The sequence below is a fragment of the Leifsonia xyli subsp. xyli str. CTCB07 genome (assembly GCF_000007665.1).
In the GTDB taxonomy this organism is placed as follows: domain Bacteria; phylum Actinomycetota; class Actinomycetes; order Actinomycetales; family Microbacteriaceae; genus Leifsonia; species Leifsonia xyli_C.
The window spans coordinates 1,216,072-1,239,409 of the sequence record NC_006087.1 but is presented as its reverse complement, the minus strand read 5'-3'; the positions used below and the strand labels follow the sequence as shown (position 1 = coordinate 1,239,409).

The 23,338-nt window shown below is 67.0% G+C and carries 17 protein-coding genes and 1 pseudogene; 9 read left to right on the top strand and 9 right to left on the bottom strand.

Features of this window, described 5'->3' with window-relative positions; translation table 11 throughout:
* The first annotated feature begins 2 nt into the window (after nucleotides 1-2).
* Entirely contained in the window at nucleotides 3-1,415 is a 1,413-nt protein-coding gene (locus LXX_RS05935; protein ID WP_011186039.1) for an aspartate aminotransferase family protein, read from the top strand.
* Between the two features lie 101 nt (nucleotides 1,416-1,516).
* Here the strand turns inward: LXX_RS05935 and LXX_RS05930 are convergent, their stop codons facing one another.
* Both LXX_RS05930 and LXX_RS05925 read right to left on the bottom strand, forming a co-directional pair.
* A complete protein-coding gene (locus LXX_RS05930; RefSeq protein WP_041767509.1) occupies nucleotides 1,517-3,397 on the bottom strand; it encodes a hypothetical protein in 1,881 nt (626 codons plus the stop codon).
* A 240-nt stretch (nucleotides 3,398-3,637) separates the two neighbouring features.
* On the bottom strand, nucleotides 3,638-4,417 hold the full coding sequence (locus LXX_RS05925; protein WP_011186037.1) for an AMP nucleosidase: 780 nt from the start codon (nucleotides 4,415-4,417) through the stop codon (nucleotides 3,638-3,640).
* A 379-nt stretch (nucleotides 4,418-4,796) separates the two neighbouring features.
* On the opposite strand from LXX_RS05925, the gene gdhA reads away from it, so the two are divergent.
* Nucleotides 4,797-6,149 carry an NADP-specific glutamate dehydrogenase gene (gene gdhA, locus LXX_RS05920; protein ID WP_011186036.1) on the top strand — a complete coding sequence of 451 codons (1,353 nt, stop codon included), beginning with the start codon at nucleotides 4,797-4,799 and terminating at the stop codon, nucleotides 6,147-6,149.
* 47 nt (nucleotides 6,150-6,196) lie between these two features.
* Here the strand turns inward: gdhA and LXX_RS05915 are convergent, their stop codons facing one another.
* Nucleotides 6,197-7,984, bottom strand: a complete 1,788-nt coding sequence (locus tag LXX_RS05915) for a DEAD/DEAH box helicase (protein WP_011186035.1) — start codon at nucleotides 7,982-7,984, stop codon at nucleotides 6,197-6,199.
* 104 nt (nucleotides 7,985-8,088) lie between these two features.
* Between LXX_RS05915 and LXX_RS05910 the strand changes: the two genes are divergently transcribed.
* A complete protein-coding gene (locus LXX_RS05910; protein WP_011186034.1) occupies nucleotides 8,089-8,874 on the top strand; it encodes an SGNH/GDSL hydrolase family protein in 786 nt (261 codons plus the stop codon).
* 1,735 nt (nucleotides 8,875-10,609) lie between these two features.
* On the opposite strand, the gene LXX_RS05900 is transcribed toward LXX_RS05910, so the two are convergent.
* The 4 genes from LXX_RS05900 to LXX_RS05885 all read right to left on the bottom strand — a co-directional run bounded on the left by LXX_RS05900 (nucleotide 10,610) and on the right by LXX_RS05885 (nucleotide 15,957).
* The gene (locus tag LXX_RS05900; RefSeq protein WP_041767507.1) at nucleotides 10,610-11,011 is read right to left on the bottom strand and encodes a hypothetical protein; all 402 of its coding nucleotides are present in this window, start codon (nucleotides 11,009-11,011) and stop codon (nucleotides 10,610-10,612) included.
* Nucleotides 11,012-11,466: 455 nt separating this feature from the next.
* Nucleotides 11,467-13,821 (bottom strand): ATP-binding cassette domain-containing protein, encoded by a 2,355-nt coding sequence (locus LXX_RS05895; protein ID WP_041767506.1) that lies wholly within the window; start codon nucleotides 13,819-13,821, stop codon nucleotides 11,467-11,469.
* A 32-nt stretch (nucleotides 13,822-13,853) separates the two neighbouring features.
* On the bottom strand, nucleotides 13,854-15,113 hold the full coding sequence (locus tag LXX_RS05890) for a D-alanyl-D-alanine carboxypeptidase family protein (protein WP_223227735.1): 1,260 nt from the start codon (nucleotides 15,111-15,113) through the stop codon (nucleotides 13,854-13,856).
* Nucleotides 15,114-15,123: 10 nt separating this feature from the next.
* Entirely contained in the window at nucleotides 15,124-15,957 is an 834-nt protein-coding gene (locus LXX_RS05885) for a TrmH family RNA methyltransferase (protein WP_011186030.1), read from the bottom strand.
* Between the two features lie 77 nt (nucleotides 15,958-16,034).
* Between LXX_RS05885 and LXX_RS05880 the strand changes: the two genes are divergently transcribed.
* From LXX_RS05880 to LXX_RS05865, 4 genes and pseudogenes are all read left to right on the top strand, one after another.
* Nucleotides 16,035-16,886 carry a Sir2 family NAD-dependent protein deacetylase gene (locus LXX_RS05880; protein WP_011186029.1) on the top strand — a complete coding sequence of 284 codons (852 nt, stop codon included), beginning with the start codon at nucleotides 16,035-16,037 and terminating at the stop codon, nucleotides 16,884-16,886.
* Nucleotides 16,887-16,933: 47 nt separating this feature from the next.
* Complete coding sequence (locus tag LXX_RS05875) at nucleotides 16,934-17,335, top strand: histidine phosphatase family protein (RefSeq protein WP_011186028.1); 402 nt, start codon at nucleotides 16,934-16,936, stop codon at nucleotides 17,333-17,335.
* 117 nt (nucleotides 17,336-17,452) lie between these two features.
* Nucleotides 17,453-18,451 (top strand): annotated as a pseudogene (locus LXX_RS05870) (IS481-like element ISLxx4 family transposase).
* 9 nt (nucleotides 18,452-18,460) lie between these two features.
* Complete coding sequence (locus LXX_RS05865) at nucleotides 18,461-18,649, top strand: histidine phosphatase family protein (protein WP_041767504.1); 189 nt, start codon at nucleotides 18,461-18,463, stop codon at nucleotides 18,647-18,649.
* 109 nt (nucleotides 18,650-18,758) lie between these two features.
* Here the strand turns inward: LXX_RS05865 and LXX_RS05860 are convergent, their stop codons facing one another.
* Both LXX_RS05860 and LXX_RS05855 read right to left on the bottom strand, forming a co-directional pair.
* The gene (locus LXX_RS05860; protein WP_011186027.1) at nucleotides 18,759-19,841 is read right to left on the bottom strand and encodes a glycosyltransferase family 4 protein; all 1,083 of its coding nucleotides are present in this window, start codon (nucleotides 19,839-19,841) and stop codon (nucleotides 18,759-18,761) included.
* Nucleotides 19,838-20,779, bottom strand: coding sequence for an alpha/beta fold hydrolase (locus LXX_RS05855; RefSeq protein WP_041767503.1), 942 nt, complete (start codon nucleotides 20,777-20,779; stop codon nucleotides 19,838-19,840). Before LXX_RS05855 ends, LXX_RS05860 begins: the two co-directional genes overlap by 4 nt.
* A 103-nt stretch (nucleotides 20,780-20,882) precedes the next feature.
* Here LXX_RS05855 and treS point away from each other — a divergent pair, with 103 nt between their 5' ends.
* Complete coding sequence (treS, locus tag LXX_RS05850; RefSeq protein ID WP_011186025.1) at nucleotides 20,883-22,592, top strand: maltose alpha-D-glucosyltransferase; 1,710 nt, start codon at nucleotides 20,883-20,885, stop codon at nucleotides 22,590-22,592.
* A 61-nt stretch (nucleotides 22,593-22,653) separates the two neighbouring features.
* Complete coding sequence (locus tag LXX_RS05845) at nucleotides 22,654-23,337, top strand: 3'-5' exonuclease (RefSeq protein ID WP_011186024.1); 684 nt, start codon at nucleotides 22,654-22,656, stop codon at nucleotides 23,335-23,337.
* Nucleotide 23,338: the final 1 nt, after the last annotated feature.

Here is a 23,338-nt window from a genome sequence, read left to right as displayed (position 1 = left end):
CCATGACAACCGCAGAAACATCCGGTGAGCCGGCCCTCTCCGGCGAGGCAGTGCTCCAGGCCAAGGCCAAGGACCACCTCTGGATGCACTTCGCCCGCCAGTCGGTGATGGAGGACGGCCACGGCGTCCCCATCATCACCCGGGGCGAGGGCCACCACATCTGGGACAGCCGGGGCAAGCGCTACATCGACGCCCTCTCCGGCCTGTTCGTCGTCAACGCCGGCCACGGCCGCAAGCGCCTCGCCGAGGTCGCCGCGAAACAGGCCGAACAGCTCGCTTTCTTCCCGATCTGGTCCTATGCACACCCCAACGCGATCGAGCTGGCCGACCGGCTCGCGAGCTACGCGCCGGGCGACCTCAACCGCGTCTTCTTCTCCACCAGTGGCGGCGAGGCCGTCGAGACCGCCTTCAAGCTGGCCAAGCACTACTGGAAGCTCCAGGGCCGCCCCGCCAAGCACAAGGTGCTCTCCCGCGCGGTCGCCTACCACGGCACGCCGCAGGGAGCGCTGGCGATCACCGGCATCCCGGCGATGAAGGAGATGTTCGAGCCACTGACACCGGGCGGCTTCCGGGTGCCGAATACGAACTTCTACCGCGCGGGCGAGATGGGCGCACCGGCCGACGACATCGAAGAGTTCGCTGTCTGGGCGGCCAACCGCATCGAGGAGATGATCCAGTTCGAGGGGCCCGAGACCGTCGCCGCGATCTTCCTAGAGCCGGTGCAGAACTCGGGCGGATGCTTCCCGCCGCCTCCCAGCTACTTCCAGCGCGTGCGCGAGATCTGCGACAAGTACGACGTGCTCATGGTCAGCGACGAGGTGATCTGCGCTTTCGGCCGCATCGGCCACATGTTCGCCTGCGATGAGTACGGCTATGTGCCGGACATGATCACCTGCGCGAAGGGCATGACCTCCGGCTACTCCCCCATCGGTGCGACCATCATCAGCGACAAGATCTACGAGCCCTTCAAACACGGGAACACGTCGTTCTATCACGGCTACACTTTCGGCGGGCACCCGGTGTCCTCAGCCGTGGCGCTGGAGAACCTCGACATTTTCGAGGAGGAGCGCCTCAACGAGCGCGTCCGAGAGAATTCGCCGCTGTTCCGCGCCGAACTCGAGAAGCTGCTCGCCCTCCCGCTCGTCGGCGATGTGCGCGGCGACGGCTACTTCTTCGGCATCGAGCTCGTGAAGGACAAAGCCGCCAAAGAGACCTTCGACGACGACGAATCGGAACGTCTGCTCCGTGGATTCCTCTCCAAGGCCCTTTTCGACGCCGGCCTGTACTGCCGAGCTGACGACCGGGGCGACCCCGTCGTGCAGCTCGCCCCGCCGCTCACCATCGGGACGGACGAGTTCGTGGAGATCCGGCAGATCCTGGAGTCGGTGCTGACTGAGGCAGGCAACCGCTTGTGAGCCCCCGTTAGACAGGTCCGTTCCCGGGCGGTGGAAACGGAAGAGAATCCGGCCGTGAGGAAGACCATGCTTCTTTCCCACCGGTGAGGGGCGCGTGTCGCTCACTCCCTCCTGTCCCCGCCCCTCTTAAACGGAGGTGTCGCGCCCGTTTCGACGGGCGCGACACCGGGCGCGCTCAGGACTGGGCGCGCCGTCTGGTCCTTCCCAGCACGACGTCGAACACCAGCGAGCAGCGCGAGCAGCGCAACGCCACCGAACATCAGCGCAGGCTGTGCGTCGCTTCCGGTCGAGGCGAGCCGATCCTTGTCGTTCCCCACGGCGCTCGCTGTGCCGTCGCTGGAGGGTGAGGTCTGGCCCGGCGATGTCACGCCGGGCTGGTTCCCACCCGGCACTGGCGGGACGATGATCGCACCAGGCGGCTGCCACTCGAAGGCCCCGTTCACGGTAAGCCCGGCGGCGCTCGCGGTGATCGCTGAGCCGCCCTCGTCACCGGAGGTCAGGCAGATCGGCGCGGCTCCGCTCGCATCCGTGACCACGCTGCTGGAGCTCTGCGCAACCCCGTCGCTGACCACATCGATCTGCGGTCCGGCGATGCCGGTCCCGCTGCCATCCGTCAGCATCGCCGTCGTGCAGAGATCGGAGCCGACCGGGCCGACGACCGAGGAGGGGTCGAGCTTCAGCGCTGTCGCCGTGGCGATCTTCGCCACCCGGAATCCGCCGGGGTATCCATAGGAGTCGTAGTCGGCCCAGCCGTAGACGAGCATCATGACCGGCCCGCTCGACTTCAGGCTGTGTACGGCGTCGGCGCTGCCCAGGGTGATGACCGCAGCAGAGTAGTCGGAGCCGGGAATGACCTGCCGGAGGTTCGCGTCCACCGGGGTTCCGTCGAAGAGTACACCAGCGGTGTCCGCCGTCCTCGCGGTGATGTTCACATAGTTTTCGAACCCGCTGCTCGGTGGTGCAATGCTCGAGGAGGTGAACCCCTGCTCGACCGAGGGCACGATGGCCATGAACGGGTCGGACATGATTCCGTCGAACTGCGATCCGTTGCTGTACTGCATGACCTGGATGGGTTTGTCACCGGTCACAGCCTGCGGAGCCGCGCCGATCCACTCGTAGTACTCGCCTGCCGCCAGGGAAATGGTCTCCGTGGCGTCGTTCGCAGCGATGGCCACCGTGGTGCCGTCGACATCCGCGACCACACGGAAGGTGTCGCCCTTCGTCCGGGTGGCCAGCGGGTAAGTCACGAAGATGTTCCCCCACGACGCGGTCGGCTGGAGCTGCTCCACCAGATGGTCGCACGCGTACATGTTGCTCGGCACGTTCGCGCAGCGGTTGCTGCCATAGACAGAGACCGGCTTGTCGGTCGTCACGACGGCGCCGGTCAGCGAGATGCCCGCTCCCGCCTCGTACTGGTAGACGTCGCCCTGGGCGATCGTGACGTCGAACGGAGCGATGTTAAGGGCCGCGGGCGGCTCGATGTGCGCTGTCGTCGTCCCGCTTTCCACCGGGACGATCGAGAGGAAGCCACCGCCCAGCGAACCGTAGTCGGCGATGCGGTAGCGAGTCCCGACAGCGGTCACCGGCAACCCGAGATAGCCGTCCGTCGACGTGCTCTTGCGGTTCATCCCGTAGACCGTCACCAGACGGTCCGCGGTGACGTGGACAGCCTTGCTCTGAGCAGCGCCTCCTCCCGCCGGCGTCGTCATCTGCGAGTCGGTGGGGAGGGTGATGAGGGCCACGCTGTCGGCGCCGATCGTGTACTTCCGCTCGAAGCCCATTCCGGGGATCTCGACCGTGCCGGTGGTGCCCGGATCGCCCGTCACTGTCACCGTGATAGTCGGCTCGGACAAGACCGTCGAGTTGAACCCGATCCAGAAGTCGGTGCCGAGCGAACTCGGGTCCGGCGGGGGCGCGGCTTGCGCCGGCTGAACGAGGAGGGCGAGACCCGCGATGGTCGTGGCCGCGAGGCCAGCGGTCATCGCCCTCTTCCCGGGCCGTGAGAGGTGTTTCATGATACTCCAGAAGCCAATCATTTAGGATGTAATTTCAGAAATCTGATCGTCAGCATATAGCATCACGTTCACACAAAAAATAAAATCAATGCACGCATGCCCCGGGAGAACCGCCGTCTCCGGAGTCTGCGCCCCCGGACGAATGCGAATCCGGAGGCAGGACAACACGAGTGCGGGCCTCTCACTCCCCTGGGCCTCTCCGGGAGATCAGGAGTCCTCGAAGCGCAGATGACGGAGGCTCCGCCCATTCCGCCGCACGAGGCGCAGCGCCTCCACTCCGATCCGGACGTGACGCTCCACGAACTGCCTGGTCACCCCGCGGTCGCTCTCGGCGGTCTTCACCCCCTCCGGGATCATCGGCTGGTCGGAAACCAAGAGCAACGCGCCACTCGGGATGCGATTGGCGAAGCCGGCTGCGAACACCGTGGCGGTCTCCATGTCCACAGCCATGCAGCGCGTCTGCCGCAAGTACGTCTTGAACGCGTCGTCGTGCTCCCACACCCGCCGGTTCGTCGTGTACACGGTTCCCGTCCAGTAGTCCTGCCCAAAGTCGCGGATCGTCGTGGAAACACCGCGCTGGAGCTGGAAGGCCGGCAGCGCGGGCACCTCGGGCGGCAGATAGTCGTTGGACGTGCCCTCACCGCGGATGGCGGCGATCGGCAGCACCAGATCCCCCAGCTGGTTCTTCTTCTTCACACCGCCGCACTTGCCGAGGAAGAGCACCGCCTTCGGCGACACCGCGCTCAGCAGGTCCATGATCGTCGCGGCGTTGGGGCTGCCCATGCCGAAGTTGATGATGGTGATGCCGTCCGCCGTCGCATTCGGCATGGAGCGCTCCTCGCCCCGGACCTCGGCGCCGTACAACTCGGCGAAGCGTTGCACGTAGTCGCCGAAGTTGGTCAGGAGGATGTGGTCCCCGAACCCCTCCAGCGGCGTCCCTGTGTACCGCGGCAACCAGTCGCGGACGATCTCCAATTTCTCCTTCATACCCCTCCTCGCTGTTCTGCGTTCCAACCAGCGCGAGCGCGCCTCCGACGATGACCCGCAGCACCGTTCGCGCCGAGCGCTCCCGCCCGCAACCCGGTGAGCCGCTGTGGGAGCCCCTGCCGGTACGGTTCTCCCCCGGGGCGCCCCCGCCCACCGTCTCCGACGTCATGAACTCAGCCTAGGAAGCGGATGCGCTCGACGCCAGCAAAGCAGAGGCATCGGCGGAGACACACCGCTCGACAGCCCAGCGGCGCGGCGGTCGGACATCGGCCCCAGGAGGGTCGCCGCGGCAAACATCGTGCCGCCCCCCGGAACCCGGTGTAGTACATCAGAAACGGAAGAGTAGACTCACAGATCTTGTGTTGAAGAAAGGCCGAGCGTGACTCCTGTGCTCTCCACCCTCCTGGACGACGTCCTCCGCCGGAATGCCGGCGAACCCGAGTTCCACCAGGCCACGCGGGAAGTCTTCGGCTCCCTTGGCCCCGTCATCGCTGCTCAGCCACGCTACACTCAGGCCGCCGTCCTCGAACGGCTGACCGAGCCGGAGCGCCAGCTCATCTTTCGGGTGCCGTGGACCGACGACGAGGGCAACGTCCGTGTCAACCGCGGATTCCGCGTCGAGTTCAACTCGGCGCTCGGCCCATTCAAGGGCGGCCTGCGCTTCCACCCGAGCGTAACGCTCGGCACCGTCAAATTCCTCGGCTTCGAGCAGATCTTCAAGAATGCGCTCACCGGCCTCCCCATCGGCGGCGGCAAGGGCGGCAGCGACTTCGACCCGAAGGGCCGCTCGGACGCGGAGGTCATGCGCTTCTGCCAGTCGTTCATGACCGAGCTGTACCGCCACCTGGGCGAGTACACAGACGTGCCCGCCGGCGACATCGGCGTGGGCGGCCGCGAAATCGGGTACCTCTTCGGCCAGTACAAACGCATCACCAACCGCTACGAGTCCGGGGTGCTGACCAGCAAGGGCATCGGCTGGGGAGGCTCCCTCGTCCGCACCGAGGCCACCGGCTATGGCAGCGTCTTCTTCGCCGAGCGGATGCTGGCCACACGCGGCCGGGACTTCACCGGCGTGCGCGTCCTCGTCTCGGGCTCCGGCAACGTCGCGCTCTACGCGATCGAGAAGGTCCACCAGCTCGGCGGCACCGTCGTCGCCTGCTCGGACTCCTCCGGTGTGGTCTACGACCGCGGCGGCCTCGACCTCGACCTGCTTCGCCAGATCAAGGAGAACGAGCGCGGCCGGCTCTCGGACTACGCCGCCCGCCGCGCCGCCGGGTCCGAGTACCGAGCCAACGGCGACATCTGGGCCATCGCCGCCCAGACGCCGATCGATGTCGCCCTGCTCGCCGCGACCCAGAACGAACTCGATGCGACCGCGGCGGCAACCCTCGCCCAGAACGGCGTCATCGCGGTCGTCGAGGGCGCGAATATGCCATGCACCCCGGAGGCCGTCCACCTCCTGCGCACCGCCGGTGTGCTCTTCGCGCCCGGCAAAGCTGCCAACGCGGGCGGTGTCGCCACCTCCGCGCTCGAAATGCAGCAGAACGCCTCGCGCGACGCCTGGAGCTTCGAATACGCCGAAGGACGTCTCGCGGACATCATGGCGAACATCCACGACAGCTGCGCGGAGACTGCCGAGAAGTACGGCGCCCCCGGCGACTACGTGCTTGGCGCGAACATCGCCGGTTTCGTCCGCGTCGCCGACGCCATGCTCGCCCTGGGTGTCATCTAGCCGCGCAGCGACAGGTGGCGGGTCCGCTTCGCCGGGCCCGCCACCGGCTAGGAGCGGCCGAGCCGCTTCCGCAGGTAGTCGATCCGTGCCTGCAACTGCGTCACACTCGCCTGCGCCACGGCTGGCCCACCGCACACTCGCCGCAGCTCGGCGTGGATGAGGCCGTGGGCCTCCCCCGAGTTCTTCGAGTGGAGACCAACCAGGCTGTTCAGCAGCTGCCGCTGCTCCTTCAGCGTGCGGTGGAGGGGCGCGGGCGGGTGCCCGTCCGCCGCTACGGGCCGTACCGTGTGCCGCCGCGCCTGGCGCTGCTGCCGCTGCTGGAGGAGCTCATGCACCTGGTCGGGTTCCAGGAGGCCGGGCAAGCCGATGAAGTCGAGCTCTTCATCGGTCCCCGGCACCGCATACCCACCGAACTCACGGCCGTCGTAGACCACACGGTCGAAATTCGCCTCTGAGCCGAGCGCTTCGAACTCGAACAGCTCCGTCAGCGAATCAGACGCCCGCTCCTGGCGGTTCGCCTCGGCCATCATCGCGTCTTCGGGGTTCCAGAAGTCGCCCTCGCCGCCCTCCTCGCTCGGACGGTCGAGCGCATGGTCGCGTTCCAGCTCCAGCGCTCTCGCGAGCGCCATCAGAGCCGGGACGTCCGGGAGGAACACCGATGCCGTCTCGCCGCGGCGGCGCGCGCGAACGAAACGGCCGATGGCCTGCGCGAAGAACAGCGGGGTGGAGGCGCTGGTCGCGTACACCCCGACCGCGAGCCGCGGCACGTCCACCCCCTCCGAGACCATCCGCACCGCGACCATCCAGCGGGCCTCAGACTGAGCGAACTCGTCGATCCGGTCGCTCGCCTCCTTCTCGTCGGAGAGCACGACGATGACCCGCTCACCGCTGATCCGCTCAAGCAGCTCCGCGTACGCCCGCGCCGCATAGTGGTCGGTCGCGATGACGAGTCCCCCGGCGTCCGGGATGGAGACGCGCACCTCGGTCAGCCGCCGATTCGCCGCCGACAGCACGGCCGGTATCCACTCTCCACGCGGGTCGAGCGCCGTCCGCCACGCCTGGGCGGTGATGTCCTTGGTGTTGCCCTCGCCGAGGCGCGCCTCCATCTCATCGCCGGCTTTGGTCCGCCAGCGCATCTGGCCGGCGTAGACCATGAACATGACCGGCCGCACCACGCCGTCCTCCAGCGCGCGGCCATAGCCGTAGCTGTAGTCGGTGAGCGAGGTGCGGATGCCCTGCCGATCGGGCAGGTAGCTCACGAACGGGATGGGCGCCGTGTCCGACCGGAACGGGGTGCCGGTCAGCGACAGCCGCCGCGTGGCCCGTTCGAAGGCGTCCCGGATCCCGTCGCCCCAGCTCAGGGCGTCGCCGCCGTGATGCACCTCGTCCAGGATGACCAGCGTGCGGTCGCCCTCGGTGATGTCCCTGTGCAGGCTCGGCCGCATCGCGATCTGCGCATAGGTGACCGCGATGCCCTTGTAATGACGTGCGGGCCGTCCATCGGCGTTCCTGAACTCGGGGTCGAGATGCAGCCCCACCCGCGAAGCCGCCTCCGCCCACTGCCGTTTCAGGTGCTCGGTCGGCGCGACGACCGTGACCCGCTCCACCGTCCGCCGCGAGAGCAGTTCGGTGGCCAGCCGGAGCGCGAACGTGGTCTTGCCCGCGCCCGGCGTCGCCGCCGCGAGGAAGTCCCGCGGTTCCGTCGCGAAGTAGGCGTCGAGCGCCTCGGCCTGCCAGGCGCGCAGCTTTCCCGCGGTCCCCCAAGCGGCGCGTTCCGGAAACGAAGGCGAGAGATGCTCGGCGGCGAAACTGCCGACGCGGACGGCAGAAGGCACGCTGTCTGCCGTGCGCGGCTCGTCGTCTGGCAGTGCTGTCGTCTCCACGTGAATCCAATCTACCGGGTCGGTCCGACATCCTCTCGCTATGCGAAAATGGAGGCATGGTCGAAGCTCAGCACCCTTGGTCCCGCTACGTCGCACTCGGCGATTCCTTCACGGAGGGCATCGGCGATCCGGAGCCGGGCAGCCCGGGCGGCCACCGGGGCTGGGCCGATCGCGTCGCCGAGGTGCTGAGCAGCCAGACCGACGACTTCGCCTACGCGAACCTGGCCGTCCGCGGCAAGCTCATCAAGCAGATCCTGGCCGACCAGATCGAACCCGCTCTGGCCCTCCGGCCGGATCTCATCACCCTCTCCGCCGGGGGCAACGATGTGATCCGCCCCGGCACCGATCCCGACCAGATCGCCGCACTGTTCGACGAGGCCGTCTCCCAGCTCAGCGCAGACGGCGCCACGATCGTCGTGTTCACCGGTGTGGATGTCGGATTCTCGCCCGTGTTCCGCGGCATCCGGGGCAAAGTCGCCATCTACAACGAGAACGTCCGCGCCATCGCCGCGAAGCACGACTGCATCGTCGCGGATCAGTGGTCGCTGACCGAGATCCAGGATCAGCGGATGTGGGCCGCCGACCGCCTCCACCTCGCCCCGCTCGGTCACCACACCGTCGCCCGAATGGTGCTGGCTGCCCTCAACGTGCCGAACGGGCTGCAACCGCTCGAGCCCGAGCCCCTGCCCCCGTACACCTGGCGGCAGGCGCGCTCTGAGGACCTCTCATGGGCGCGCGAGTACCTCGTTCCGTGGGTCATCCGCCGCATCCGGCACCAGTCCTCCGGTGACCATGCGCTCCCGAAGCGGCCCGACGTCGGGCCTTACCGGCTCGACCGATAGCTGTTGTCTCCGCACCGCTCCCCTGCCGTCGCAAACGGAGAGGGGGATCAGCCCCTTCGCCCCCCACCAGCGACGAAAACGGAGCAGCCCCGGGAACGAAAGAGTCAGGATGCCGGGAAAGGGAGGAGATTGGGGCCGCTTGAGAAAACGGAGCTCAGAGTACGGTACGGCGCTTTTTGAGGGCGTGCCCCGTTTCTCTTTCCGGTCGTGGTGTGCGTCCATCGAGGAGTTGGCTGTGGAGCCGCTCGAGGAACGAGGGCAGGCTCGCTGCGGCGGTTTCGGGTTTGAGAAGTCGATGAAGTTGCAGTTCTTGCGCGGGCGAGAGGAGGTCTCTTCCGATGGGGACTGTGGACTGGATGGCGTAGATCAGCACGGCTCGGAGGGGCTCGGACAGCGGGCGTGGCGTGGGGATGAATCGTCCGCCCTTTTCCAGGCGTCGTAGGGTGGCGCACAAACGAAAGAGCGCTGTGTACTGTTCCGACTCTGGCTGAGGTGTTCGGGTGGCGATAATTGCGGTGCTGAGTGTGTTTTCCAGAGCGGCTGCACGTTGGGAGGGCAAGCAGGAGCACATTGAGGATGAGTGCGCCCGACGCTAGCAGAATCGGGAGTGCGGTTACGAGGGACGCGCTGGATATGAGTAGTACTGCGGCGACGGATCCCTCAAAAATTGCGGCGCAGAATGCGAAGACGGCGATCATGCGTAGCCACATGGGCTCGTCCCAGGAGCGAACAACGATGAGAGGTGGAGCGGTCAGGATCATCACCACAGCGAGGGGTACGGATAGGAGAGCGAGTAGCACGAGGACTATCAGGTTTATTCGTGTGTGGGGGACGAACATGATGGCGCCGACGCCGAAGGCAAGCAGGAGCATGACAGCGACAAACGCGATGACCGAGATCGTTGCCCTGGCTCCGCGAGTCACGCGAAGCATCCGTCGGGTAAGCGCGTCGTCAGCGCGCCACCAGGCCAGTGCCCCGAGAACGCAAGCACAGAGGAGTGCTGCGATTAACACAGCTGCAGCAGCGATAGGCAAGTTGATTGCTTCGAGCACACCCAGGAGGACGATGCCTGCGGCGGCTACTACAGCCGCGAGCCCAAGCAGCGCGCCGGCTGCTCACGGCCACGAGTAGGCGCTCTGCTTCAAGCTTGTCGTGTACTTCAATTCGCTCGAGGCAAGCGCCCACAAGTCCGCGGTCTCAGGCTGGTAGTCGGGCTTGGCTCTCTTCCATCGCATTCGTCGAGTCTGTCGCAAACGGGACTCTGTGCCGATAAGTCCTCACCCGGCGGTTGCTGGTTTCCAGTGGTAGAGCTGCTTCGCGTTGCCGGAATGTGGCTCGACCCCGTATTGGAGATGCGCCGCGAGATGCTCGGGCTGCACGCCATCATCCACTGGCCAACATGTGAAGCAGGGTGCAAAGCGACGAGGGGCAGGACCGAGGCGACCGGTCCCACCCCTCGGAGCCGGGGTTAGTACGTTGTGACGTTGCCATTGGGCACTCGGATTCCGAACTGGCCGCTTGCGCCGATCCAGGTCCAGGTGGTCACGTTGTAGTTCAGGTAGGCCCAGGCTGGTCCCGCGCTGCTCTGGGTTGCGCGGCCAATCTGGCCGTTGACGTTACAGGAACCGCCCAGAATCTGACATCCTTTTCCCCGGAAGTCACGAACCTGCGATGGCGCGGCCGCCTTGTAGTCGATGACGAACCATGCCGAACTGACCAGATCGCTGATGTCGATTCAACAGTTGACCTTCCAAGCGCCGGAAGTCGAGCAGTTGGTCATCGCAGAACGTGCTGCGACTCCACCTGAGGGTGACGACTTTTCAAGGTCGATCCAACTGCGAGACCCGTCCTGGAACACCTTGTAGGTCCGCATCGAGGAGACGAGATCCTCGGTGAAGGTGCGAATCTGCTGCGCGCCCGTCATTGAGTCAAGCGGCTGATGCGCCTGCAGCTTGGCGATCAAAGAGTCCTGCGTGTTGGAATCGATTCCGACCGATGCCATTGTGGTACGGATTTGGTTCAGATCAGTTGGACTCGGAGACTCGGAGCTGACCGCCTGGGCTGGCCCCGCGGCGGCGATGCTGAAGAGCACGAGGATCGGTACGGCAGTGAACATCAGCTTCGATGTGAACTTCACGTGAACTCCTTTGTATCGGGCACCCGGCTTGGGGGCCTCGACCTCAATATGTGAGAGTTCTCAGAAAGCGGTCAAGGAGTATTCGTCGACGAGGAATTCTCGCGCTGTTCATGCTGGCGTCGGCGACGTGCTGGAAGAAACCAGATCACCAGCCATGCGATTGCGCAGGCGAGAAGCACAAGTGAGATTGCTGTGAAGATCGTTATATTTCCAAACATACCCAAAGGCTACATGGCGATGCCCAAGCCAACAGGTCTTCACCTGGCGGTTGCTGGTATCCAGCGGTAGAGGGTGAAGACGAATATGCCGAGTACGCCAACACCACCGGCGAAGAACGCCCTTATCGCACTCTAGACTCCGTTTTCTCAAGCCGCCCCGAGAGTCGCGATGACACCACCGAGAACTCCCCGCCAGGCGTAGGGGGAGAGACTTTCGGGGAACGGGAGGCGGAAGCCCTACGCCCCGATGTACGCGGCTAGATGCTCGCCGGTCAGCGTCGAGCGCGCCGCGACCAGCTGCGCGGGCGTCCCTTCGAACACGATGCGGCCGCCGTCGTGCCCCGCCCCCGGGCCGAGATCGATGATCCAGTCGGCATGGGCCATCACAGCCTGGTGGTGCTCGATCACGATCACCGACTTGCCGGACTCGACCAACCGATCGAGTAGGCCGAGCAGCTGCTCGACATCCGCCAGGTGCAGCCCGGTCGTCGGCTCGTCCAGGACGTACGCGCCGCCCTTCTCCGCCATGTGCGTTGCCAGCTTCAGCCGCTGCCGCTCCCCTCCCGACAGGGTGGTGAGGGGCTGACCGATGGTGAGGTAGCCGAGGCCGACATCCACCAGCCTGTCCAGGATGGCGTGCGCGTCCGGAAGCCGGGCCTCCCCGTCTCCGAAGAACCGCTCGGCGTCATGCACCGACATCCCGAGCACCTCGCTGATGTCCTTGCCCCCGAGTCGGTAGTCGAGCAACGACTGCTCGAAGCGCTTGCCCTCGCAGACCTCGCAGACGGTGGAGACGCCCGCCATGACGCCGAGATCCGTGTAGACGACACCGGCGCCGTTGCAGTTCGGGCAAGCGCCCTCCGAGTTCGCCGAGAACAGCGCGGGCTTCACACCGTTCTCTTTCGCGAACGCTTTCCGGATCGGTTCCAGCAGTCCGGTGTAGGTCGCCGGATTGCTCCGACGCGATCCCTTGATGCCGGCCTGGTCGATGGATACCACGCCCTCGCGCGGAGCGACCGAGCCCTGGATGAGCGAGCTCTTGCCAGAACCCGCGACACCGGTGACCACCACGAGAACACCGAGCGGGATGTCGACGTCCACGTCCTTCAGGTTGTGCGATGCGGCGCCGCGCACCGGAAGCGTCCCTGCCGGTTTCCGCACCGTCTCCTTCACCCGGGCCCGATCGTCCAGGTGCCGGCCGGTGAGCGTACCGCTCGCGCGCAGCCCGTCGACCGTCCCTTCGAAGACGACAGTGCCCCCGGCTGTTCCCGCACCCGGGCCGATGTCCACGATATGGTCGGCGATCGCGATCGCCTCCGGTTTGTGCTCCACGACGAGCACCGTGTTGCCCTTGTCACGCAGCTGCCGCAGCAGGGCGTTCATGCGCTGGATGTCGTGCGGGTGCAACCCGATCGTCGGCTCATCGAAGACGTAGGTGACATCCGTGAGCGACGACCCCAGGTGGCGGATCATCTTCGCGCGCTGGGCCTCCCCGCCGGAGAGCGTACCCGAAGGCCGATCGAGGGAGAGATAGCCGAGTCCGATCTCCACGAACGCGTCCAGCGTTCCGCGCAGATTCGCAAGCAGCGGAGCCACACTCTCCTCGTCGAGATCCCGCGCCCACTGCGCCAGGTCGCTGATCTGCATGGCACAGGCGTCGGCGATGCTGATCCCGGCGACCCTGGACGAGCGCGCGCCTTCGTTGAGCCGCGTCCCGCCGCAGTCCGGGCAGGCGGTGTAAGTGACGGCCCGCTCCACGAAGGCGCGGATGTGCGGCTGCATCGCCTCGGGGTCCTTCGACAGCATCGACTTCTGCACGCGCGGCACCAGACCCTCATAGGTCATGTTGATACCGCTGATCTTGACTTTGACCGGCTCCTTGTACAGGAAGTCCGCCCGCTCCCCCTCGCTGTAATCGGCGATCCGCTTCTCGGGGTCGAGGAACCCGGACTCGCTGAACATCCGCACCGACCAGCCCGCCGAAGTGTACCCGGGCACCGTGATCGCGCCCTGGGCGAGAGACTTGGTCTCGTCGTAGATCTGGGTCAGGTCGATGTCGGTGACCGAACCCATCCCCTCGCAGCGCGGGCACATGCCGCCCGTCTGGCTGAACGTGCGCCGCTCGACCGTCTTGCCGGGCTTGCCGGCCGCTCCGGCGCGCTCGATCGTGATGGCGCCCCTGCCCGTCACCGTCGGGACGTTGAACGAGAACGCCTGCGGCGATCCGAGCCGGCTGAACAGGATGCGCAGAATCGCATTCGCGTCCGTCACGGTCCCGACGGTCGAGCGCGAGTTCGCGCCCATCCGCTCCTGGTCGACCAGGATGGCCGTGGTGAGCCCTTCCAGCACGTCCACATCGGGGCGCGCGAGGGAGGGCATGAAGCCCTGGAGGAAAGAGCTGTACGTCTCGTTGATGAGCCGCTGCGACTCGGCGGCGATCGTGCCGAACACGAGCGAACTCTTGCCGGATCCGGAGACACCGGTGAAGACTGTGAGCCGGCGCTTCGGGAGCTCAACGCTCACGTCTTTCAGGTTGTTCGCCCGCGCGCCGTGGACGCGAATCCGATCGTGGCTGTCCGGTGTGGCTATCATCCTGTCCTCACTGTCGCCCGGGCGCTGTCCCCTCATACACCGAACCCGCCGGGGTGGGCGAGCCGCCACCCGAAGCCGGGACCGGGCACATCCCTCGCCAGCGCGAGTTCGACGGTCTCGCTCTTGCCGCCGAGCGTGAACGTCACCCGGCCGAGGAGATCACCCCGGGCCCCGGACCGCAGCGCCCGTGTCTCCAGGTGGACCCGGAGCGGCGTGTCCGACCAGACGACGAACGTCTTCCCCGCCGTCGCGACCAAGTCGGAGCTCGACCCCCACGGAGTGTCGTACGAACCGAACACCTGTCCGGCCTTCACCGCCTCCACCTCGTGGAAACCGTTCCGCATGCTCTGCAGCAGTTCCTTGACATTCGCCCACAGGGTGTCGCGGCTATCCGCGCCGAGCACCGCGCCGACGACGCGCACCTTGGCCTTGCCGACCGGCACCTCCGCCGAGAACAGCAGGCAGAACCCCGCCTCGTCCGTATTGCCGGTCTTGATACCGTCGACGCCCTCGACGCCCAGCAGCGAATTCGTGTTGTCCTGGTCGCCCGCGCCCGGCAGCGTCGCGGTCTTCTTCGAGACGATCGAGGACAGCGCGGGCGAATCGAGGACGAGCTTCCCGATGCCGATGAGATCTTTCGTGGTGCTGACATTGCCCGGGTCCAGCCCGTCTGGGCTGGTGATTTTCGTGCCGGAGAAGCCCTTCTTCCCGAGCCAGTCGTTGGCCGCCGAGACATACGCCCCGGTCGAACCGAACGCCCAGTTCGCGAGCGAGATCGCATAGTTGTTGGCTGACGGCAGAAGCATCGCGGTGAGGGCCTCTTTCTCCGTCATCGAGGTCCCCGCCTTGACCGGCGCCCAGGAGCCGCCCTCACCGACGACCTGGTTCCAGATGTCGACGTCCTTCTGCGTGAAAGAGATCTCCGGCCCCTGCTCGCTGCCGCTGAGCGGTTTCTTATCGAGCACGACCAGCGCCGTGATCGCCTTGGTGACGCTCGCGATCGGCAGGCTCGCGTCGCTGCCGTCGAATGCGGTCGCCCCGGGATAATCTGGCGCGGCGATCACCGCCGACCCGTACCCCGGCCACACCAGCTGCGCCGCGGGCTTCGTGAGCGTCTTCTGGGGCTCAACCGCTGCGGCCGTCGCCGGCACCGGGGCGATCAGAGAGCCGAACACATACAGGAGCACGGACAACAGAGCACCCCCGCCGCCGAACACCGCGATCCGCCGGCGGCGGTAGATCTGCCGGCGGTTCGAGCGGCGCGATGGATCGACGGGGACTTGCGGAGACATTCTGGTCATTCTAGGGGCAGTCGGCACCGCGACCCTGAGAACGCACCCGCAGCGCCCACAGCGCCACCGCGCTGGCCGAGGCCACATTGAGCGAATCCACCCCGTGCAGCATCGGGATGGCGACAACGCGGTCCGCCGCGGCCAGCTCTCTCCGGCTCAACCCGTCGCCCTCAGAGCCCAGCACCATCGCCACCCGCTCGGGAGGGGCCACTGCGTACTCGTCCAGTGCGACGGCCTCGTCCGCCAGCGCCAGCGCCGCGATCTCGAAACCGGCGTCGCGCAGGAGCGGCGCCGCTTCGTCCCATTCGGGGATGCGCGTCCACGGAACCTGCAGCACCGTGCCCATGCTGACCCGCACACTCCGCCGATAGAGCGGATCGGCGCAGCGCGGGCTGACGAGCACAGCATCGGCTCCGAGCCCCGCGACACTGCGGAAGATCGCCCCAACGTTCGTATGATCGACGATATCCTCCAGCACCACGATCCGCCGCGCTTCCCTCAGCAGGTCTACCGGGGCCGGCAAGGCCGGACGGTGCATGGCCGCCAGCGCACCGCGGTGGAGGTGGTAGCCGGTGAGCCTCTGCAACGCCGCCGCCTCGCCCACGAAGACCGGCGCCTCCGGAAACGGCGCGAGCAGCGGCTCCACATCGGGCAGCCACTGCTCCTGCAGCAGAACCGAGCGCGGGCGGTGGCCGGCGGCCAGGGCACGGGTGATGACCTTCGTCGATTCGGCGATGTAGAGACCGCCCTCGGGCTCGCTGACCCGGCGGAGGGCGACATCGGTCAGGCGGGAGTAGTCGGCCAAGCCGTCGGCGTCGAGGTCGGTCACACGGTGGATCTGCACCCGTCCAGATTGCCAGGACGCGGAAACAAATCCGAAAACTGCGCCGGTTAAACTCGGGAGACATCCAGGAGGTTTCTGTGAGCACAGAGCCATCGGGCAGCGCACTGTCGGCCGAACTCGCGCGGGGCCTCGACCAGACGGTGGAGGTGCTGAGCGGCCGCCGGTTCGCTGTGCTGACCGGCGCCGGTGTCTCGACCGACTCCGGCATCCCCGACTACCGCGGCGAGGGAGCGCCGAAGCGCACCCCGATGACATTCCAGCAGTTCCTCGCCGAGGATCGCCATCGCAAGCGCTACTGGGCCGGAAGCCACCTCGGCTACCGCCGTTTCTCCGCCGCTCGCCCCAACGACGGGCACCGCGCCCTCGCGGCGCTCGAGGACGCCGGCGCGGCCGCCGGAGTCGTGACGCAGAATGTGGACGGACTGCACAAGAAGGCGGGCAGCCGGCGCGTCGTCGATCTGCACGGCTCAGTGGACCGGGTCCTCTGCCTCGTCTGCGGCCAGCTGTTCGCGCGCGAAGCGATCACCGCGGGCATCGACGCGGCGAACCCGTGGCTGGACGCCGAAGGCGCGGTCGAGTTCGCACCCGATGGCGACGCGATCGTGACAGACATCGACGCGTTCGTCATCCCGGACTGCACGGTCTGCGGCGAGCGGCTGAAACCCGATGTGGTCTTCTTCGGCGAGTTCATCCCCGCCGAGACGTACCGGGAGGCGAGCGCCCTCGTCCGCTCGGCCGACGCTCTCGTCATCGCGGGCTCGTCTCTAGTGGTCAACTCCGGCGTCCGGCTCCTGGAGGAGGCACGGCGCAGACGGCTCCCGATCGTCATCGTCAACCGCGGCCAGACGAAGGGGGATGCGCGCGCGACCGTTAAGCTGAACGCGGGGACCACAGAGACGCTGACCGAACTCTCCCGCCGACTCGTTTAGCCTTCGCTCGGCGGGCGCCCGACCCGTCCTCAAACGAAAGGACGCGCGTGACGCTCATCTCCCTTGTCCGGCACGGTCAGACCGATTGGAACCTCGCTAAGCGTATCCAGGGCGCGAGCGACATCCCGCTCAACGAGACCAGCCGCGTCCAGGCCGATGCCACGGGACGCGCCCTCGCCGCCGGTCGCTTCGACGCCCTGTACGCGAGCCCACTCAGCCGCGCCTACGAAACCGGACGGATCATCGCCGGGCATCTCGGCCTCGGCGACCCGCTGCCGCTCCCCGCCGTCGTCGAACGCAACTACGGCGAGGCCGAGAGCCTCACTGGGGAGCAGGCCCTCGAACGCTGGCCCGGGGACACACCGGTGCCGGGCCAGGAAACCCGCGAGGAGGTCGTGGCGCGGGCGCTGCCGGCGCTGCTCCAGCTCGGCGAACGGCACCCGCCCTAGGTGTGATGTCCAGGGGGGTTGTTTCGGCGATACGGTCGTGAGGAGTTGAGGGGCGAGGGCCTCCGGTTGTGAAGTGGAGCTGTTCAGTTCAACCGCTTCACGATCCAGGAGGCCTTCGTGTCCCACGTTAACGCTGCTCTCACACCGCGCGCTCGTCTGCGCCTTGCCAGGCTCATCGTCGAGGACCATTGGCTGGTCTCCGTCGCAGCGAAGATGTTTATGGTCTCGCCCGTTACCGCGCGGAAATGGGCGGCGAGGTTCCGCGCCGAAGGCACGGGAGGGATGACCGACCGGTCTAGCCGCCCACGATCGATGCCAACGCGGACGCCGTTGCCCGTGCTCAAGCGGATCGTGCGGGCGAGGTGGCGACGACGCCTGGGGCCGGTGCAGATCGCCGGCGAGCTTGGCCTTCCCGCCTCGACCGTCCACGCCGTCCTGGTGTGCTGCCGCATCAACCGGCTCTGCACCATTGATCGGGTCACGGGCGAGCCGATCCGTCGCTACGAGCACGACCACCCTGGATCGCTGATCCATGTCGACGTGACGAAGTTCGGCAACATCCCCGACGGCGGCGGCTGACGATTCGTCGGCCGCGTCCAGGGCGAACGCAACCGGGAAGCGACCGCCACCCGCACGAAGAGCAGGAACCACCGCTACGAGCCACGGTTGGGCACCGTGTTCGTCTACACGATCATCGACGACCACTCCCGCGTCGCCTACGCCGAGATCTGCTCCGACGAGAAGGCGGACACCGCGATCGGTGTCCTGCGGCGTGCTGTCGCCTGGTTCGCCGACCGGGATGTCAGCGTCGAACTCGTCCTCTCGGACAACGGCTCCGCCTACAAGTCCTACGCCTGGCGAGACGCCTGCACAGAGCTCGGGATCAGGGCGAAGAAGACCCGACCATACCGACCACAGACCAACGGGAAGATCGAACGCTTCCACCGCACACTCGCCGACGGCTGGGCCTACGCCCAGTTCTATGGTTCAGAGGCCGAACGACGAGAAGCACTCCCCGGCTGGCCCCACTTCTACAATCATCACCAGCACCACTCCGCCATCAGAGCCCCACCCATTAGCAGAATCGACAACAACCTCCCTGGACATCACACCTAGCGCGTCGTGTTGGTCAGCCACGGCGGCGTCATCGGCTCACTGGCCCACCACCTCACCGACCATGCCGCCCCCGCCCCGGGTGAGTTCATCCCGAACGGTTCGGTGCATCGCTTCGTGTACGAGGACGGGACGCTGACCCTCGATCGCTTCAACCTCGGCCCGGAAGACCGCGATCTGCTCACAGCGTCGGTGAGGTGAGACCGGCGCTGCCCGGTTCTGTTCCCGGCCAGGTCATCCGCACCGGCAGCGCCCAGCCCCCGCAACGGCTCCCGGCTGGCCTCGCCGCGGTCGCGGCCTGCGCCTCGTCCTACCGCTTCCCGCGGGCGGACGTCGCGGTCAGCGCGGTCAGCAGACGCTCGGCCGACGCCTCCCAAGTGAACCGCGACGCATTCTGCCGCGCCGCCGCCGAGCGCGAAGCCCACACGCCGGGCTCCTCGACGTGCCGCACGCGTTCGGCCAGCTCCTCGGGCGAGTCGGGAGAGAAGTACAAGGCCGCCTCCCCCCCAATCTCGCGGAAGATCGGGATGTCGCTGACGACGACCGGCGTCCCGAGCGTCATCGACTCCACCAGCGGGATGCCGAAGCCCTCATCGCGAGACGCCGTCACCAGCGCGGTCGCGCTCGCCAGCGTCTCCGCGTACTCCTCATCGCTCGCCCCGTCGTGGAACACCAGCCGCGTACCCGGCGCGAGGGCGCTCAGCCGCGAGACCTCGGCCCCGGTGACCCTGCTCATGAGGTGCAGTTCGTAGTCGGGCAGCAGCGCCGCCGCACGGACGAGGGTGTCGACGTTCTTGTACGGCATGAAGGAACCCATGTAGACGAGCCGCTTCGTCTCCGGCGCTGTGCGGAGGGCTCGCGCTCCGGGAAGCGCGGGCATCTCGGCCGCGTTGGTGACGACGGAGACCGGTCGCTTCGTCAGCCGATGCTCGGCCATCAGCTCCCTGGTGGTCTCCGAAACCGTGACCACCGCGTCCGCCCGGTTCAGCAGCATCCGCTGCGGCCACCACGACAGGTGGTAGAGACGCCACAGCACCCGGACGAACCCGGGCAGATCGCGCGGTGGGGCGGGGTGCCGATAGTAGATCAGATCGTGAACGGTCAGCACCAGCCGGTATCGCCGTCCGAATCCGCCCATCGTCTGCATCGGCGTGAAAACCACATCGGGCTTCAGCTTGTTGACACGGCGCGCCACCCACGGCTCGCCCAGGCCGGTCGGCGGGCCGATGAGCTCCCACGACAGTTCGGGCAGCATCTCCAACTGCCGGTGATCGCTGATGAGCATCGTGACGGGGCACCGCTTCGCGAGAGCGGTCACGAGCCCCGCCGTGAACCGGCTGATGCCGTCGTGCCGGCCAATGCGCGTGTAGCGGCAATCGAAGAGGACTCTCACGGGAGGCGCTTCCCCTCGGCCGGGCCGTTCCTCTCGGCGAGGAAGGCCCCAATCGCCCTCGCCGCCTCGACCGGCTTCTCGTAGTGGATGAGGTGGCCCACGTCCGCGATCTCCACCAGCCGGGCGTCCGGAAACAGCGTCTGCAGCCGCCGCTCGGCCTCAATGGGCGTAATGTCGTCGTCGACCGCCGCCACCAGCAGTGTAGGCTCCGGGATGCGCGCCGCGTACTCGCTCACATCGTGCGAGACCGATGCGGTGAACGCTTCCAGCACCACACGTCGGTCGCCGAAGGCCGAGAAGTGGCGGTCGTGCTGCCCGTGGACCCAGCGCCGCAATGCTTTGTCCTTGGTCTTGGCCATCGCGACGCTCATCGCCCGCACGATGAGCCGGTTCCGCAGCAGCGCGAAACCGAACCGTTCGGGCAGCGCCGCCGCGAGCCCGTAGTAGACGATCGCGAGCCGCATCAGGATGCCGCGCGGACCGCGCAGCGCCGGCTGGCCGATCGGGTTGACCAGCACCACGGCGTCCGGTCGCCAGCCTCCCGGCTCCGCCAGCGTCCCCGCGACGACAATCGAGCCGAACGAGTGGCCGAGCAGCACAACGCGCCCGTCCAGGTCGAGCTCTGCGAGGAACGCGCGCAGCCAGCGACCGTATCCCGCGATGTCGTGGGCCGCCTCCGTGAGCGGAGTCGATTCCCCGAAACCGGGCAGGTCCGGCGAGAGGAGGCGCATCCCGTGCAGCTGGGCGACGACGGGCTCCAGGCCGTGATGATCACCGCGGAAGCCGTGGACGAGCACGAGGGTGGTGCGGGCGTCCGGGGCCCCGTAGTCCCAGTACCGTGTGAGCCCGCCGAGCAGCGGAACCTCTTTGCGGCGGACGGGCATCGCAGCGAGCGCTGCGGCGTAGGGTGAAGCTGCGTCTGTGGTCGAAGGGGTCATCGGGTCCATTCTAGGCAGGAGTGAACAGGTGGGCGCCGGGTACACCTAGACTTCTCTGGGTGTAGTCACTCGCACCGGGCGCCTCAGCGTCGGAAGGAGAACCGTGAGTTTCACCGCACCGATCACGCTTCCCGGGCTCACCCTCGACCCGCAGTGGTATCGCCGATCCGTCTTCTACGAGGTGATGGTCCGCTCCTTCGTCGACAGCAACGGCGACGGCTCCGGCGATCTCGCGGGTCTGACCTCCAAACTCGACTACCTGCAGTGGCTCGGCATCGACGCGCTCTGGCTCCCGCCGTTCTTCCAGTCCCCCCTGCGCGACGGCGGCTACGACGTGAGCGACTTCCGCGCGATCCTGCCCGAGTTCGGAACCATCGACGAGTTCCGCGACCTGGTCACCAAGGCGCACGAGCGCAACATGCGGATCATCATCGACCTGCCGATGAACCACACCTCCGACCAGCACGAGTGGTTCCAGCAATCGCGGTCCAACCCGGAAGGGCCCTTCGGCGATTTCTATGTCTGGAACGAGACCGACGACAAGTACCCGGACATCCGCATCATCTTCGTGGACACCGAGGACTCCAACTGGGCCTTCGACGAGGCGCGTCGCCAGTACTACTTTCACCGGTTCTTCTCGCACCAGCCGGACCTCAACTTCGAGAACCCCGCCGTACACGACGCAATGTTCGACATCGTCCGGTTCTGGCTCGACCTCGGCGTCGACGGCTTCCGGCTCGACGCTATCCCCTACCTCTACGAGTCGGACGAGGGCAACGGCGAGGGCGAGCCGCCCACGCACGAGTTCATCAAGAGGCTCCGCGAGGTGGTCGATCGGGAGTACCCGGGCCGGATGATGGTCGCCGAGGCCAACCAGTGGCCGCGCGAAGTCGCTGCCTTCTTCGGCAGCGAGGAGGAGCCGGAGTGTCACATGGCCTTCGACTTCCCGGTGATGCCGCGTATCTTCTACGCGCTCCGCTCGCAACAGGCCTCCGAGCTCATCCACGTGCTCTCCGAGACCACGGACGTGCCCGATGGGTACGCCTGGGGCGTGTTCCTGCGCAACCACGACGAGCTGACGCTGGAAATGGTAAGCGAGGAGTACCGCCAGGCCATGTACGGCTGGTATGCCTACGACCCGCGCATGCGCGCCAACATCGGCATCCGCCGGCGGCTCGCGCCGCTCCTGGACAACTCGCGCGCCGAACTCGAACTCGCCCACGCCCTCCTCTTCTCCCTCGCCGGCAGCCCGTTTCTCTACTACGGCGACGAGATCGGGATGGGCGACAACATCTGGCTGCCCGATCGCGACAGCTCGCGCACGCCGATGCAGTGGACCCCCGACCGCAACGCCGGTTTCTCCAGCGCCGACCCGGGCAAACTCTTCCTCCCGGTCGTCCAGTCGCTCGTCTATCACTACAACCAGGTGAATGTGGAGGCGCAGCTCGCGCAGTCGCGCTCGCTGCTGCACTGGGTGCGCAACGTCATCCATGTGCGGAAAGCGCATCCCGTGTTCGGTCTGGGCGACATGCGTGTGCTGCCGACCAACCACGAGTCGGTGCTGGCCTTCGTGCGGACGTACGAGGGCAGCGGCAGCCACTTCGGCGACCAGCCGGAGGATGTGCTGTGCGTGTTCTCGTTCGCGCACAATCCGGTCTCCGTCACCCTCGAAGCGCCGGAGTTCGCCGGTCGGACACTGTACGATCTGTTCGGCGGCGCAGAGTTCCCGACCGTCGCCGAGGACGGCCGCTTCACCCTGACCCTCGGCACCCAGAGCTTCTACTGGCTGCACATCGAACCGCGCCGCGATTAAACGCCGCCGGAGCCCGGTGTGGCGCGCGGACGGCGCCCGCTCTACCCCGTAGCATCGGCTCATGAGCTGGCACCACGAACTCGGTGTGTTCGATCTGGAGACCACGGGCGTCGACGTGGAGACCGCCCGCGTGGTCACGGCGCACATCGGCCTGCTCGACGAGCACGGCGAGATCGTCCACGGCCGCTCCTGGCTGCTCGACCCCGGTGTGGAGATCCCCGCCGAAGCCTCCGCAGTCCACGGCATCAGCACCGAGCTGGCGCGTGAGAAGGGGATGGACGCCGCTCGCGGGATCGCGGGGATCGTGGATCAGCTGCGCCGGCTCTTCGCCCGCAGCGTCCCCGTCGTCGCCTACAACGCACCCTACGATTTCAGTCTCCTCGACCGCGAGGCACGGCGTCACGGAATCGAGCCGCTCCACTCCCCCGGCCCCATCATCGACCCGCTGGTCATCGACCGCGCCGTCGACAAGTTCCGGCCCGGCAAGCGCACCCTCACTGTCACCGCGGACCACTACGGCATCGTCCTCACTGACGCCCACGACGCGGGAGCGGACGCCATCGCGGCCGGTCGCCTGGCACAGGCGCTCGCACGCCGGCACACCGAGCATCTGGCGATCGACGCGGCCGAGCTGCACCGGAGACAGATCGGTTGGTGCCGGGAGCAGGTGGCGGATTTTCAGGAGTACATGCGCCGAGTGCGCGATCCGGAGTTCACTGCGTCGGGAGACTGGCCGCTGCTCTGAG

What these genes read in the sequence shown, in the direction of transcription:
- LXX_RS05935 (WP_011186039.1), top strand. Translation starts at nt 3, where the DNA reads ATGACAACCGCAGAAACATCCGGTGAGCCGGCCCTCTCCGGCGAGGCA.
- LXX_RS05930 (WP_041767509.1), bottom strand. Translation starts at nt 3,397, where the DNA reads ATGACCGCTGGCCTCGCGGCCACGACCATCGCGGGTCTCGCCCTCCTC.
- LXX_RS05925 (WP_011186037.1), bottom strand. Translation starts at nt 4,417, where the DNA reads ATGAAGGAGAAATTGGAGATCGTCCGCGACTGGTTGCCGCGGTACACA.
- LXX_RS05910 (WP_011186034.1), top strand. Translation starts at nt 8,089, where the DNA reads ATGGTCGAAGCTCAGCACCCTTGGTCCCGCTACGTCGCACTCGGCGAT.
- LXX_RS05895 (WP_041767506.1), bottom strand. Translation starts at nt 13,821, where the DNA reads ATGATAGCCACACCGGACAGCCACGATCGGATTCGCGTCCACGGCGCG.
- LXX_RS05890 (WP_223227735.1), bottom strand. Translation starts at nt 15,113, where the DNA reads ATGTCTCCGCAAGTCCCCGTCGATCCATCGCGCCGCTCGAACCGCCGG.
- LXX_RS05855 (WP_041767503.1), bottom strand. Translation starts at nt 20,779, where the DNA reads ATGACCCCTTCGACCACAGACGCAGCTTCACCCTACGCCGCAGCGCTC.
- LXX_RS05845 (WP_011186024.1), top strand. Translation starts at nt 22,654, where the DNA reads ATGAGCTGGCACCACGAACTCGGTGTGTTCGATCTGGAGACCACGGGC.